Genomic DNA, 13,422 nt, shown 5'->3' on the forward strand with positions numbered 1-13,422 from the left:
CGGGAGGTGATGGGGCGTTGGGAGGGGGGTAAAACATTGGTTTTCCTAACCTGTACTGGTTGGAAAAGATCGCTTTATCTTATGTGAGTTGAAGCTCATACTGGTGGAAAGACCTCCCAGAACACCAGAAAGATCGGGAAAACAATGACCCACGTTGCAATGGAACCGGCAGTCGCCAAGGCGGCCACCCCGCAGACCGTCGACGTCGACGTCCCCCAGGCCAAGGCCCTCGCCAATGAAGCGGTCGCCCTGGTCCGGCGCTGGCTCACCGAGGCCGCCAAGGTTCCGGTGGACGCCTCCGCGGAGCAGTTGGCCGGCGTCCTCAAGGACCCCAACGGCCTGGACTTCACGGTGGGCTTCGTGGACGGCGTGGTCCGTCCCGAGGACCTCAACGTCGCCGCCCGCAACCTCGCGAAACTGGCCCCCAAGGTTCCTGCCTTCCTGCCCTGGTACATGCGCAGCGCCGTGGCACTGGGCGGCACCGTGGCCCCCGTCCTGCCGCAGGTGGTCATCCCCGTGGCCCGCAAGGTCCTGCGCGAAATGGTGGGCCACCTGATCGTTGATGCCACCGACGCCAAGCTGGGCCCGGCCATCGCCAAGATCAAGAAGGACGGCATTAAGCTCAACGTCAACCTCCTGGGCGAGGCAGTCCTCGGCGAGCACGAGGCCTCCCGCCGCCTCGAAGGCACGCACACGCTGCTGGCCCGCCCCGACGTCGACTATGTTTCCATCAAGGTCTCCTCCACCGTGGCCCCGCACTCCGCCTGGGCCTTCGATGAAGCCGTGGAACACGTCGTCGAAAAGCTCACGCCGCTCTTCCAGCGTGCCGCTTCCTATTCCGCCAGCGGGCAGAAGAACAAGTTCATCAACCTGGACATGGAGGAATACAAGGACCTGGACATGACCATCGCCGTGTTCACCCGGATCCTGGACAAGCCCGAGTTCAAGAACCTTGAGGCTGGCATCGTCCTCCAGGCCTACCTCCCGGACGCCCTGTCCGCCATGATCCGTCTGCAGGACTGGGCTGCCGAACGCCGCGCCAACGGCGGTGCCGGGATCAAGGTCCGCGTGGTCAAGGGCGCCAACCTGCCCATGGAGCAGGTGGAAGCCTCGCTGCACGACTGGCCGCTGGCCACCTGGGGTTCAAAGCAGGATTCCGACACCAGCTACAAGAGCGTCATCAACTACGCGCTGCACCCCGAACGCATCAAGAACATCCGCATCGGCGTCGCAGGCCACAACCTGTTCGACATTGCCTTCGCCTGGCTCCTGGCCAAGCAGCGCGGTGTTGAATCCGGCATCGAATTCGAGATGCTGCTGGGCATGGCGCAGGGCCAGGCCGAGGCCGTCAAGAAGGACGTCGGCTCCCTGCTGCTCTACACACCGGTGGTGCACCCGTCCGAGTTCGACGTCGCCATCGCCTACCTGATCCGCCGCCTGGAAGAAGGTGCCAGCCAGGAAAACTTCATGTCGGCGGTCTTCGAGCTCAGTGAAAACGAAGGGCTGTTCGAGCGCGAGAAGCAGCGTTTCCTCTCCTCGCTGGAGGCACTGGACAACACCGTTCCCCTGCCCAACCGGCGGCAGGACCGGAACCTTCCCCCGGAGGCCATGCCGCACACCGGGTTCCGGAACACCCCGGACACCGATCCCGCGCTGCCGGCCAACCGCACCTGGGGCCGGGCCATCCTTGGCCGCGTCCCCTCCTCCACGCTGGGCGACGCATCGGTGAAGGCTGCCTTCATCAACGACGAGGACACCCTCAACTCGGCCATTGCCAACGCCGTGGACAAGGGCAAGGCCTGGGGCCAGCTGTCCGGCAACGAGCGCGCAGACATCCTGCACCGCGCCGGGGAGATCCTGGAAGCCCGCCGCGCCGACCTCCTCGAGGTCATGGCCAACGAGACCGGCAAGACCATCGACCAGGGCGACCCCGAGGTCAGCGAGGCCGTGGACTTCGCCCACTACTACGCCGAGTCCGCCCGCAAGCTGGACACGGTCGACGGCGCCACATTCGTCCCAGCCAAGCTCACCGTTGTCACCCCGCCCTGGAACTTCCCGGTCGCCATCCCGGCAGGGTCCACGCTTGCGGCACTCGCCGCCGGCTCCGCCGTCGTCATCAAGCCCGCCAAGCAGGCCGCCCGCAGCGGCGCCGTCATGGTCGAGGCCCTGTGGGAGGCCGGCGTGCCCAAGGGTGTCCTGACCATGGTCCAGCTGGGGGAGCGGGAACTCGGCACCCAGCTCATCAGCCACCCTGCCGTGGACCGCGTGATCCTCACCGGCGGCTACGAAACCGCCGAGCTGTTCCGGTCCTTCCGCAAGGACCTGCCGCTGCTGGCCGAAACCAGCGGCAAGAACGCCATCATCGTCACCCCCAGCGCCGACCTGGACCTCGCTGCCAAGGACGTGGCCTACTCCGCGTTCGGCCACGCCGGCCAGAAGTGCTCCGCTGCCTCGCTGGTGATCCTGGTAGGCTCCGTGGCAACGTCCAAGCGGTTCCACAACCAGCTGATCGACGCCGTCACCTCCCTGAAGGTGGGCTACCCGCAGGATCCCACCAGCCAGATGGGTCCCATCATCGAACCCGCCAACGGCAAGCTCCTCAACGCCCTCACCACTCTGGGCGAGGGCGAGAGCTGGGCCGTCGAGCCCGCGAAGCTGGACGAGACCGGCCGGCTGTGGAGCCCGGGCGTGCGCTACGGCGTCAAGCGCGGCTCCTACTTCCACCTGACTGAGTTCTTCGGCCCGGTCCTGGGCGTGATGACCGCCGACACCCTGGAAGAAGCCATCGCCATCCAGAACCAGATCGAATACGGCCTCACGGCAGGCCTGCACTCCCTCAACTCCGAGGAACTGGGCATCTGGCTGGACACCATCCAGGCCGGCAACCTCTACATCAACCGCGGCATCACCGGCGCCATCGTCCAGCGCCAGCCGTTCGGCGGCTGGAAGAAGTCGGCGGTCGGCGCCGGCACCAAGGCCGGCGGCCCCAACTACCTGGCCGGCCTGGGCGACTGGCTCCCCGCGGAGGCATCCGCCACGGCTCCCGTAGCCAACGCGGCCATCCGCCGCATCCTCAACGCAGCCGGCCCCGCCCTGGAACCGGCAGGCCTTGAGTCCGTCCAGCGGGCCCTGGCATCCGACGCCGAAGCATGGGCTGACGAGTTCGGCACCGCCAAGGACGTCTCCGGGCTGGGCGCGGAGCGGAACATCTTCCGCTACCGCAGCCTGCCGGTCACCATCCGCCTTTCCGAAGGTGCGCCGCTGGCGCACCTGGTCCGGACTGTGGCTGCCGGTGTGCTGGCCGGTTCGGCACTCACGGTGTCCACCGCCGTCGAACTTCCCGCCCAGCTGCGCTCCGTGCTCACCGCACAGGACGTCGACGTGACGTTGGAGTCCGACGCCGGCTGGCTGGCTTCCGCCGGCCACCTCGCCGCCGCGGGCAAGCTGTCCGGCGCCCGCATCCGCCTGATCGGCGGCGACGCCTCCGCGCTCGCCGAAGCCACCGGCGGCAGGCCGGACCTTGCCATCTACGCCCACCCCGTCACGGAGGCCGGCCGCGTGGAGCTGCTGCCGTTCCTGCACGAGCAGGCCGTCAGCATCACCGCCCACCGGTTCGGCACCCCGAACCATCTGTCGGATGCCCTGATCTAGCGCCTGCGGGCACAAAAAAGTCCGGCGGTTGGGTTTGTTCTCACAAGCCCAACCGCCGGACTTTCCTGTATGTTCGCTAGCCCAGGTACCAGCCCGGCGGCGTCCAGGTGGCCGGGACGCTGTGGGCGGAGAAATCCTCGCAGCGGGTGCAGGTGTAGGCCACCTCGCCAAGGGTGGCCACCGTTCCGTCACGCCGGTAGGTGGGCGGAATGTACGACTCGAGGTAGACGAACTCGTCCGTACGGCATTTGTCGCAGGTGGGTTTCCCCACGTATCCGGAGTCAACGGAGGCGTGTCCGGTTCCGAGGGTGTTCTGGCGGGTGGACGGCCGTGCGTTGGAGTACGGGCGTGCGTGCGCAGAACCTGGGTGGATGTTCCTGGCTGTCGTCATTGGCTGCCTGTCCCAAGCGGTGGTTTCCGGCATGCGGATACGCGCTTGTTTCGGTGAACTGGCCTGCTGCTTGACCTTGGAAAACCAGCATAGGGGAAGCCACTTCCCCTATCAATGGACACGGCCCCCCTAACTCGCCGAAATGCTGGAAATTGGGCCGCAGGAGAGTTAAGTTTGGCGGTTAATGGTCCTGCCGACAATCGACTGGGTAAGGGCGTCGATCACTTCAGTATTGGCCAGCGGATTGCGGATCAGGGTGAAGTCCACGTCCCCCACGGCGGGAAGGTCGAAGCGGCGGGTGATGATTTTCAGGTCTTCGGGCACCAGCGACGTGGGCATGACGGCCACCCCGATGCCCGCCCTGACCGCGGCCAGGACACCGCTGATCTGCCGGGTGGTGCAGGTGATCCGCCACGTCCTGCCGTTGGCCTCCAGCGCATCAATGGCCAACTTTCGGCTGAGGCTGGGGGCCGGATAGGCGATCAGCGGCACGGGGGTTCCCGGTTCCATCACCGTCTGTTCCAGGCCCACCCAGGAAAAGGAGTCGTGCTGGACCACGGTGCCGTCTTTGGCCCCTGCCACCCATTTCACGAAGACCAGGTCCAGTTGGCCGGCGTTGAGCTTTCGGTACAGCTGGTCGCTTTGGCCCACCGTGAGTTCGAGGTTGATCTGCGGATAGATCTGCCGGAACTCGCGCAGGATCCGGGGGAGCCCGGTGATGGCGAGGTCGTCAGCGGTGCCGAACCGCAGCCGTCCGCGCATGGCCGACCCCGAGAAATAGCGGGCAGCCGCGTCGTGCGCGGACAGGATGCTCCGTGCGAAACCGGCCATCGCATCGCCGTTGTCCGTGAGCCTGACGTCGCGGGTGTCCCTGGTGATCAGGGTGCGCTTGGCGGCTGCCTCCAGTTTGCGGATGTGCTGGCTGATGGTGGGCTGGGCCAGCCCCAGGCGTTCAGCGGCCTTGGTGAAGCTCAGGGTGTCCGCCACCGCCAGGAAGGAGCGCAACTGTGCTGGTTCGAACATGAGGGAACCCGGTGTCCTTCCGGCTGGGTTGCTTATTGCGTTTTGCAATACGAGTTATAGGGACCATACCCCTCCATAATCTCCTCGGCCAGCCTAGCGTTAAGGACATCCCAGACCGCCCGCAATTTTGAGGACACTCCTGTGGCACCGCCTCCGCCTTCGTCGGCTTCCGTCTCCCAACCAGTCATCGACGCGGCGGGTTCAGCGCCGCCGGACAACCAGACCCAGCCGCTGCCCGTCGTGGCGGAGCGGCTCCCCTGGAAGCACACCTTCATCTCGCTGAAGGTGCCCAACTTCCGGATCTTCGCGGCCGGCCACTTCATCGCGGTTATTGCCATCTGGATGCAGCGGATTGCGCAGGACTGGCTGGTACTCCAGCTCTCCGGTTCCGTGACGGCCGTCGGCGTGACCGTGGCCCTGCAGTTCCTGCCGTCCCTGCTGCTGGGTCCCTGGGGCGGCATGATCGCCGACAGGTTCGCCAAGCGGAAGATCCTCATCCTGTGCCAAAGCATGGCTGCGGTCCTGGCTGCAACGCTGGCCACGCTTGCCCTCACCGGCGTCATCATGGTGTGGCACGTCTACGCCATCGCCCTGGTCCTGGGCCTGGTGACGGTCCTTGACCAGCCAGCACGCCAGGTGTTCGTCAATGAGCTTGTTGGTCCCCGGTACCTGCGGAACGCCATCAGCGTGAACTCCACGACGTTCCAGTTGGGCGGCCTGATCGGTCCCGCCATTGCCGGCCTGCTCCTGACAGCCGTCGGTGCCGGCTGGGCTTTCGCGGCCAACGCCGTTGCCTGCTGCTCCACGGTGGTGATGCTGCTGATCCTCCGGAAAGACCAGCTGTACGTCAACGCTCCCACCCCCAAGACCAAGGGAATGCTCCGGGAAGGGCTCCGCTATGCCTTGAGTAAGCCCACCATCTATTGGCCGTGGCTGATGGCCGGCTTCATCTCTGTTTTTGCCATGAGCCTGCCGGTGCTCCTGGCCGCCTTCGCGGACCACGTATTCAAGGTAGGCGCCGGCGGCTACGGGCTCCTGAACGCGCTGGTGGCACTGGGAGCGTTGTCCGGCGCCGTGGCGTCCACCCGCCGCCGGCAACTGCGGCTGCGGTCAGTGGTGTTCTGCGCCGGAATGTATGGCCTGATGCTCTGCCTGGCCGTCCTCGCCCCCTCCATGGTCTGGTTTGGGGTGGTCATAGTGCTGTCCGGCTTCTGGTGCCTCATGTTCCTCACCGGGTCCAACCAGCTGGTGCAGGTCAGCTCCAACATGGGGATCCGCGGCCGTGTGATGAGCCTGTACATCATGGTGCTCATCGGCGGCCAGGCGCTGGGCGGGCCCATGCTGGGGTGGATCGCCGAACACGCCGATCCGCATGTGGCCCTCCTGGTATCCGGGGGAGTCCCGGCACTGGCGGCCCTGACCGTGGCCGCCATCCTGGCACGGAAAGGTGGCCTGACGGTCAGGATGGACATGAAGGACCGCCTGCCGTTGAGAATCGTCAGCAGGCAGGCAGGAGCCTAGGAAGCGTGCCCGCTGGGCTCCTCCCGGGCGCAAAACAAGACCCCGCCATCTGTGTCGATGACGGGGTCTTGTGCTTTGGCCCAGCAGGTTGGTGCTGGTTTACTTCTTCTTCGCTGCTTTGGTGGGCGTGACGTCCAGGGAGCCGGCAGGGGCGGATGCGGCCCTCTTGTCTGCGCGCTTTTCCTTGATGGACTTTCCGGACTTCTTTGATGCCGTTTGACGCGGGGACTTATCAGCCATGATTGCTCCTGTAGCGGAACCGCAAAAGGTTCCTTACTGCAGACCATACACCTTGGGGGATGCCTCGGAGCGCCCGTAGCGGGCGGGGAAATTGGAGCGGCTGACGGGAATCGAACCCGCGTATCAAGCTTGGGAAGCTAGCGCTCTACCATTGAGCTACAGCCGCAGTGCCGCCGCTCGCGCGGGGCAGAACTTAGCTTAGCGCAGATCGGCGGGCTCCCCGCCCACCCGGGCCGGCGGCCGCTGCGTGTCCTGCAACCGTGGACGTCATCCAGTAACTCTTCAATAACGTCGGCGGTGCCGGCTAGGTCCGGGTGCCGGGCGGTGGCTAACCTGATCCGGGTAGCGGCCGCTTTGGGGGAGGCAGCTATTGCGGCAGCCGACGTCAACCACAGGAATTTCTTCATGGCAATCGCAGAGCACGAGGTCCTCATAGAACGCGACGCCATGGCCGTGTACCAGTACCTCCTTGATGCCACCAATCTTCCCGCCTGGCGCAGCGACGTCCGCAGCGTGAAGCTCGTGCAAGGGCCGGCAGAAGCCAAGGGCGCCGTGTACCGGAAGATGGTCGCCGGACGCTCCGGACTGAGCATCCCCGCGGAGCTGGAGATCACCAATGTGCGGCCCGGAGCCGAAATCCAGTTCCATGTGGTGTCCGGCCCTGCCACCCGCTGGGGCGGCTATTACCTCAGCAGCGAAGACGCCGGCACCAGGGTCCGGTTTGCCGTGGAAGCCAAACGCGAGGGACGGTTTGGATTCCTCAGCAGGTGGACCTTCTTTAACGGGATGCTCCAGCGCCGGGTCAGTTCCGACGTGGCCCAGCTGGACCGGCTGAAAAACGTGCTGGAGCTCCAGCCGGCCCTCTGAATCAGTTCCGGATCACTGCGCCAGCCGCTGCCCGGTCCATGGTCCGGCGATGGTCGACGGCGACGCGAGGCTTCCGGAGCCCAGGTCCCAGTACTGCACGGTGTCGTTGGCCCGGCGGATCGCAACACCCCTGGAGTTCAGCCCGGTGGCGTTCAGCAGCGCCCGGATTCCCGTGACGTCCGTCCAGCCGGTGGCGACGGTGGCCCGCGTTTCTGCGCGGAGCGCGGTGCTGCCCAGTCCGCGGTAGAGCTGCACGGTGCCGTCGGCCCTCAGCCCCAGGATGTCCTGGAAGCCGTCACCGTCGTAGTCCACCATGGACAGCCTGGATGCGTAGACACCCGTGGCAACCGTGACGCGCTCAGCAATATCACCGGTGCCCTTGTTGCCGTATAGGTACAGGTTTCCGGCACCGTCCAAGGCCAGGATCTGCGGCATCCGGTTGTGGACGCACCAGCCTCCCACCGCCAGGGTCAAGGTGTCCCAACCGCCCACGCCGAGGGTGATGGGCGCCTGGAACCCGCCGCTGGCGATGCCCCGGTGCAGGGTCAGGTTGCCACTGGCCCACTGGGTCAGGACGTCGAAAGTGCCATCGCGGTCCCAGTCGGTGACGAAGACTTCCTTGGCTCCGCTGAAGCCTGCGCCGATTACCCTGGCCGCGGCGTAGGTGCGGGGCCCGGTGGAGGCGCGGTCCAGCAGCTGTCCCGCGGAGTCGACGGACACGAGGTCGGCCGGACCGGTGATTGCCGCAGCGGCGAGGTTGAGGGTGGGCGGCATGTGCTTGACGGGTGCGTCGCACAGGCTTGGCGGCGGTGCCGGGAGCGATCCTCCCGATGAGGCACCGCCGGGTGAATCGAGGGTGCCCGCCGGCAGTGTGGTGTAGCCGAAGAAGTTCACCACACCCCAGATCTGGTAGGTGGAGTTGGTGTAGGAGACCCCCGCGCCCATCACGTTGAAGCGCGGGTCCAGGAGCATGGCGTTGTGGCCGGGTGATCCCTTCCACCATTCCACGAGCTGGGCTGCGTCCCGGTCGGTGCGGATGGCGATGATCTCACCGGCGCCGTTGTTGGGGCTCATTGCGCGGGGGTCAGTCCAGAAACTGGCCCGGTGCTCGATCACCTCACGGGTGGCAATGTTGTCCGACCATTCCTGCGACAACCCGGCCACGGTGGGGTGGTACTTCACCTTGTTCAGGCCGTTGGCCACGCGGTACTCGTTGATCTTGGTGAAGAGGGTAAGGATGGCGGAGGAGTTGCTGTCCGGGACCAGGGCTTGTGTGGACGTACGTGTGGCGGCAGGGTCGGCCGCCGCGGGTGGGGTGGACGGCGATGCCAGTTCCTGGTCCGGTGCCCAGAGCGGCGGGATGGAAACGGTCTGGGGTGCGGCTTCAGGGGATGGTGAAGCCGGGGCCGGTGGTGGCGCCGTTTCCGTTGCGGGTTGGACAGTCACTGTGGAAGGAGCTGCCGCGGGTGTGGGCGTGGAGGCGAGTGCAGGGGTGGCCTCCGGCACGGGCGAGGCAGCCCGGATATCCGGGTCGACGGCAGGGGTGAGGCTGCCGGCGGAGCCGTCGTCCTTACTGGTCATGCCGGCGCCGCGCACCAGGGGCGCTGCCAGTGAGATGCTCGCTGCTCCCGCCTGGTGAAGGGGCACGGGCGCAGGAGGTGCGGACGCGGACGACGAGACCAGCGCCAACGCACAGAGCACGCCAAGAAAAGACGGTGCCACTAATTTATTCACAACATCCCCAGCTCTGTTATGCCATCCGGGAGACCATTCCGGCGGCTTTCATTCGCAACATTAGCCCCACGAGGCCACAGCAACAACGGGAAAGTGCTGGTGTGGATAACCGATACGGTAATTTGGGACGGTGCTGATCTCTGACCGCGACATTCGTGCCGAAATTGATTCCCAGCGGATCGTGCTGGAACCGTTCGATCCGGCGATGGTCCAGCCGTCGTCCGTGGATGTCCGGATCGACAAGTTCTTCCGGTTGTTCGACAACCACAAGTACGCGCACATCGATCCCGCGCAGGAGCAGCCCGAGCTGACCCGGCTGGTGGAAGTGGAGCAGGACGAGGCCTTTATCCTGCACCCGGGTGAGTTCGTCCTGGGGTCGACCTACGAGACCGTGACCCTGCCCGATGACATTGCGGCCCGGCTGGAAGGCAAGTCATCCCTGGGCCGGCTTGGCCTGCTGACGCACTCCACCGCAGGCTTCATCGACCCCGGTTTTTCCGGCCACGTCACCCTCGAACTGTCCAACATGGCCACCCTGCCCATCAAGCTGTGGCCGGGCATGAAGATCGGCCAGCTCTGCTTCTTCCGGCTGAGCTCGGCCGCGGAGTTCCCGTACGGCCAGGGGGAGTACGGCAACCGGTACCAGGGCCAGCGCGGTCCCACCGCCAGCCGCAGCCACCTGAATTTCCACCGCACCAGTATCTAGCAGCACCTGTGGCCGGCCGCCGGCCACCAGCCCGGCCGCAGGAACGCTAGAGCTGTGGTGCGACCGCCGGCCTCCGGATGAACGGCTTGGCCAGCGGTTCCACGTAGCGTGCGGCCAGCGGCCCCAACACCGCCATCAGCAGCACGTAGGCGGTGGCGAGGGCAGCGAGCTGATGCGGGACCGCTCCCGACGCGACAGCCAGCCCCGCAATCACGATGGAAAATTCGCCGCGGGCCACCAGGGCAGCTCCGGCGCGGAAGCGCCCGGGCCGGGCAATCCCGGCCTGCTTGGCCGCCCAGATCCCGGTCAGCATCTTGGTTGCCGCGGTGGCGACAGCCAGGACCAGGGCCCACCCCAGGACCGGCGGGATGGATGAGGGGTCCGTGTTGAGCCCGAACGCCACAAAAAAGATGGCGGCGAACAGGTCCCGGAGCGGTTCGAGGATGCGGGTGGCGTTGTGGGCGGTGGAACCCGAGATGGCAATCCCCAGCATGAAGGCACCCACCGCGGCGGAAACCTGCATGGCGGACGCTGCGCCCGCCACCAGCAGGGCTGCCCCGAGGACATTCAGCAGGAAGACCTCGGAGTTCTCGCTGTGCACTGCCTTGGAGACATGGTGCCCGTGCCGCAGGGCCACCATGAGGACCACGCTGACCACGGCCAGGGCGATCCCCACCGTGGTGAGGCCGCCGAGGAAACTCACGCCCGCCAGCGTGGCCGTGAGGATGGGCAGGTACACGGCCATGGCCAGGTCCTCGAAGACCAGGATGGACAGCACCACGGGGGTTTCCCGGTTGCCCAGCCGGCCGAGGTCCGTGATGACCTTGGCGGCGATGCCCGATGAGGAAATATAGGTGACGCCGCCCATGACCATGGCCCCCACGCCACCCCACCCCAGGAGCAGGGCAAGCGCGGCGCCGGGCAGGAAGTTCAGGACGAGGTCGAGGACGCCGGCCTGCCAGGAGCGGCGCAGGCCGGTGAAGAGCTCTGCGGCCGTATATTCCAGCCCGAGCATAAGCAGCAGGAGGATGACGCCGATCTCCCCGGAGAGATGTGCGAACTCGTGCATGCCTTCAAGCTTGATGATGCCGCCGGCACCAAACGCCAGCCCGCCCAGCAGGTAAAAGGGTATAGGGGACATGCCGATCCGTCCGGCCAGCCTGGCCAGGAGGCCGAGGCAGAACACAACGGCCCCCAGTTCAACGAGGGTCTGGGCCAACGGGTCCATGGGAACTAGCCGTGGCGCAGGATGTCGGCCGCTGAGTCGAGGCCTTCCTGGGTGCCCACTGCCACCAGCAGGTCGCCGGGGTGGAGGACGACGTCGGGTCCGGGCGAAGGCAGCACCTCACCCTCGCGCATGATGGCCACGATCGACACGCCGCACCGGGTGCGGATGGACGCCTTGCCCATGGGCTGGTTCTGGAACGGGGAGTCCGCTGCAATGGAGAACTGCCGGGTGACGATGCCCGGGACGTCCTTGTGCTCCTCGGCGAGCTTCATGGCCAGGTGCATGCCGCCCAGGAGGTTGCCGAGGGTGGCTGCTTCATCGCTGGTGAGCGGAATCGAAGCCTGGCAGGTATCGGGGTCGTCCCAGGTGGAAACGATGAGTTCCGTCTGGCCTTCCCGGAGTTCCACCACGCCGATGCGGCGTCCGGAGGCGGTCATGAAATCCTTCCGGCGGCCCAGCCCGGGGAGGTTCGTTTCATCCACGTTCATGACTCCAGCCTAGTCTGCCTGGCAACATCCTGCCGGGGTCCGGAACAGGGCCGGACGGTGGTTCAGCTGGCGGGGACCACGGCGATGGGTGCCCGTTCCGGCGCCTTTACCGGCAGCAGGACCAGGAGTCCGGCGAGCAGGACCACCATGATGCCCAGGATGCCCCACCGCTGTGCCTGCCCGGCGGGCACCAGCGGGGTGGCCACGGTGATGCAGAGGGTGAAGAGAGCGGGCGCCAGGAAGCTGACGGCCCGTCCGGTGGTGGCGTAGAGGCCGAACAGCTCACCGGATTCGCCATGCGGTGCCAGCCGTGCCAGGTAGGCGCGGGAGGAGGACTGGGCGGGACCGACGAACAGGCAGAGGAAGAGCCCGAAGACCCAGAACGTGGTGCTGCCCGCCCACTCCATGCCGAAGACGGAATAGTTGCCGTTTCCCAGGACCAGGATTGCGCTCCCGGCAACCAGGAGGCCCACCAGGGAGCCGGTGATGACGGTCTTGGGTCCCACCTTGTCGTCCAGGAACCCGCCGATCACCGCGCCGATGGCTGCCACGACGTTCCCGAAGATGGCGAAGAAGATGACCTGGGAGAGGGCGAAGCCGAAGGTGCCGGCAGCGATGATGCCGCCGAAAGTGAAGACGGCGGCGAGGCCGTCCCGGAACACGGCGCTGGCCAGGAGGAAGTAGATGGTATGCGGGCTGGTGGCGTAGATGGCCTTGATACGCCGGAACAGCAGCCCATAGCTGGCCAGGAACCCCAGGCGCGCCGCCTGCCCGGAGCGGGGCAGTTCAGGGACGGCAAACAGGACGGGGAGCGCGAAGACGAAGAACCACAGGGCGGAGAAAGCCGCCACCAGCCTGATGTTGAGGCTGTCCTGCGTGGAGGCGCCGAACCATGCGAAAGCAGGCTGGACGAACAGCTGCAGGACGATCAGGAGTGCCACGATGCCGCCCAGGTAGCCGGCGCCCCAGCCGAAACCGCTGACCTTTCCGATGTTCCTTGGGGTGGACACCTGCGCGAGCATGGCGTTGTAGTTGACGCCGGCGAATTCGAAGAAGACATTGCCCAGCGCGATCAGGGATACGCCGAGGAGCAGGAATTCCGGGTGCGGGAACACGAAGAAGCACAGGGCAGTAAGGACGGCGACGACGGCCGAGTTGACTCCCAGCCACAGCTTGCGCCGGCCCCCTGCGTCCGAGCGCTGGCCGGTGACCGGTGCCAGCAGCGCGATGGCGAACCCGGCAACCGCCAATGCGCCGCCCAGCACTGCGGAGGCACTGTCCTCGCCACCGAAGGCGTTGGACGTCAGGTAGACGGTGAAGACGAAGGTGGTCATGACGGCGTTGAAGGCCGCCGAGCCCCAGTCCCAGGAGGCCCAGGCCAGGACCTGCCCTTTGGTGGAGGACCCGGTTCCGGCAACAAGATCCGAGGCGGGCTGCATCGCCCCTGGAGCGCTGGCGCTGTTCATAGGATGCATCGTATCCGCCCGTGGCGAACACCCACGGGAGCGCGGCCCCTTGTCGCCGGGGATTCCGGCTTTGGGTGCAGTTAAAACCGCCAAGGTTACCGGACCGG

Annotated in this window: 11 protein-coding genes and 1 tRNA gene; 4 read left to right on the forward strand and 8 right to left on the reverse strand. The window is 66.3% G+C overall.

Annotated elements, in window-relative coordinates; translation table 11 throughout:
* Positions 1–144 precede the first annotated feature (144 nt).
* The gene (locus tag BACI349Y_RS02405; protein ID WP_159630134.1) at positions 145–3,651 is read left to right on the forward strand and encodes a bifunctional proline dehydrogenase/L-glutamate gamma-semialdehyde dehydrogenase; all 3,507 of its coding nucleotides are present in this window, start codon (positions 145–147) and stop codon (positions 3,649–3,651) included.
* 76 nt (positions 3,652–3,727) lie between these two features.
* Here the strand turns inward: BACI349Y_RS02405 and BACI349Y_RS02410 are convergent, their stop codons facing one another.
* Positions 3,728–4,042 (reverse strand): hypothetical protein, encoded by a 315-nt coding sequence (locus tag BACI349Y_RS02410; RefSeq protein ID WP_159630136.1) that lies wholly within the window; start codon positions 4,040–4,042, stop codon positions 3,728–3,730.
* 168 nt (positions 4,043–4,210) lie between these two features.
* Positions 4,211–5,065: a LysR substrate-binding domain-containing protein gene (locus BACI349Y_RS02415; RefSeq protein ID WP_159630138.1), complete on the reverse strand. Its 855-nt coding sequence runs from the start codon at positions 5,063–5,065 to the stop codon at positions 4,211–4,213.
* 141 nt (positions 5,066–5,206) lie between these two features.
* Between BACI349Y_RS02415 and BACI349Y_RS02420 the strand changes: the two genes are divergently transcribed.
* Positions 5,207–6,586, forward strand: a complete 1,380-nt coding sequence (locus tag BACI349Y_RS02420; protein ID WP_159630140.1) for an MFS transporter — start codon at positions 5,207–5,209, stop codon at positions 6,584–6,586.
* Positions 6,587–6,685: 99 nt separating this feature from the next.
* Here the strand turns inward: BACI349Y_RS02420 and BACI349Y_RS02425 are convergent, their stop codons facing one another.
* Positions 6,686–6,826 (reverse strand): hypothetical protein, encoded by a 141-nt coding sequence (locus BACI349Y_RS02425; protein WP_201302376.1) that lies wholly within the window; start codon positions 6,824–6,826, stop codon positions 6,686–6,688.
* 92 nt (positions 6,827–6,918) lie between these two features.
* A tRNA-Gly gene (locus tag BACI349Y_RS02430) sits at positions 6,919–6,992 on the reverse strand.
* A 239-nt stretch (positions 6,993–7,231) separates the two neighbouring features.
* On the opposite strand from BACI349Y_RS02430, the gene BACI349Y_RS02435 reads away from it, so the two are divergent.
* Positions 7,232–7,693 carry an SRPBCC family protein gene (locus BACI349Y_RS02435; protein ID WP_159635075.1) on the forward strand — a complete coding sequence of 154 codons (462 nt, stop codon included), beginning with the start codon at positions 7,232–7,234 and terminating at the stop codon, positions 7,691–7,693.
* Between the two features lie 12 nt (positions 7,694–7,705).
* Here BACI349Y_RS02435 and BACI349Y_RS02440 read toward each other — a convergent pair whose 3' ends face one another.
* Positions 7,706–9,274: a CAP domain-containing protein gene (locus BACI349Y_RS02440; RefSeq protein WP_442858421.1), complete on the reverse strand. Its 1,569-nt coding sequence runs from the start codon at positions 9,272–9,274 to the stop codon at positions 7,706–7,708.
* Between the two features lie 283 nt (positions 9,275–9,557).
* Between BACI349Y_RS02440 and dcd the strand changes: the two genes are divergently transcribed.
* Entirely contained in the window at positions 9,558–10,133 is a 576-nt protein-coding gene (gene dcd / locus BACI349Y_RS02445; RefSeq protein WP_159630142.1) for a dCTP deaminase, read from the forward strand.
* Positions 10,134–10,179: 46 nt separating this feature from the next.
* Here the strand turns inward: dcd and BACI349Y_RS02450 are convergent, their stop codons facing one another.
* The 3 genes from BACI349Y_RS02450 to BACI349Y_RS02460 all read right to left on the reverse strand — a co-directional run bounded on the left by BACI349Y_RS02450 (position 10,180) and on the right by BACI349Y_RS02460 (position 13,315).
* On the reverse strand, positions 10,180–11,361 hold the full coding sequence (locus BACI349Y_RS02450; RefSeq protein WP_159630144.1) for a cation:proton antiporter: 1,182 nt from the start codon (positions 11,359–11,361) through the stop codon (positions 10,180–10,182).
* 5 nt (positions 11,362–11,366) lie between these two features.
* Positions 11,367–11,849: a cation:proton antiporter regulatory subunit gene (locus BACI349Y_RS02455; RefSeq protein ID WP_159630146.1), complete on the reverse strand. Its 483-nt coding sequence runs from the start codon at positions 11,847–11,849 to the stop codon at positions 11,367–11,369.
* Positions 11,850–11,911: 62 nt separating this feature from the next.
* Positions 11,912–13,315 carry an MFS transporter gene (locus BACI349Y_RS02460; protein ID WP_159630148.1) on the reverse strand — a complete coding sequence of 468 codons (1,404 nt, stop codon included), beginning with the start codon at positions 13,313–13,315 and terminating at the stop codon, positions 11,912–11,914.
* Between the last annotated feature and the right edge of the window lie 107 nt (positions 13,316–13,422).

This window comes from Arthrobacter sp. 8AJ (assembly GCF_902506025.1).
In the GTDB taxonomy this organism is placed as follows: domain Bacteria; phylum Actinomycetota; class Actinomycetes; order Actinomycetales; family Micrococcaceae; genus Arthrobacter.

Excerpts from the sequence above, each read along its gene's own strand:
- BACI349Y_RS02435 (WP_159635075.1), top strand. The coding sequence starts at position 7,232 with ATGGCAATCGCAGAGCACGAGGTCCTCATAGAACGCGACGCCATGGCC.
- BACI349Y_RS02415 (WP_159630138.1), bottom strand. The coding sequence starts at position 5,065 with ATGTTCGAACCAGCACAGTTGCGCTCCTTCCTGGCGGTGGCGGACACC.
- BACI349Y_RS02455 (WP_159630146.1), bottom strand. The coding sequence starts at position 11,849 with ATGAACGTGGATGAAACGAACCTCCCCGGGCTGGGCCGCCGGAAGGAT.
- BACI349Y_RS02460 (WP_159630148.1), bottom strand. The coding sequence starts at position 13,315 with ATGAACAGCGCCAGCGCTCCAGGGGCGATGCAGCCCGCCTCGGATCTT.
- BACI349Y_RS02405 (WP_159630134.1), top strand. The coding sequence starts at position 145 with ATGACCCACGTTGCAATGGAACCGGCAGTCGCCAAGGCGGCCACCCCG.
- BACI349Y_RS02450 (WP_159630144.1), bottom strand. The coding sequence starts at position 11,361 with ATGGACCCGTTGGCCCAGACCCTCGTTGAACTGGGGGCCGTTGTGTTC.
- BACI349Y_RS02425 (WP_201302376.1), bottom strand. The coding sequence starts at position 6,826 with ATGGCTGATAAGTCCCCGCGTCAAACGGCATCAAAGAAGTCCGGAAAG.
- BACI349Y_RS02440 (WP_442858421.1), bottom strand. The coding sequence starts at position 9,274 with ATGACCAGTAAGGACGACGGCTCCGCCGGCAGCCTCACCCCTGCCGTC.
- BACI349Y_RS02410 (WP_159630136.1), bottom strand. The coding sequence starts at position 4,042 with ATGACGACAGCCAGGAACATCCACCCAGGTTCTGCGCACGCACGCCCG.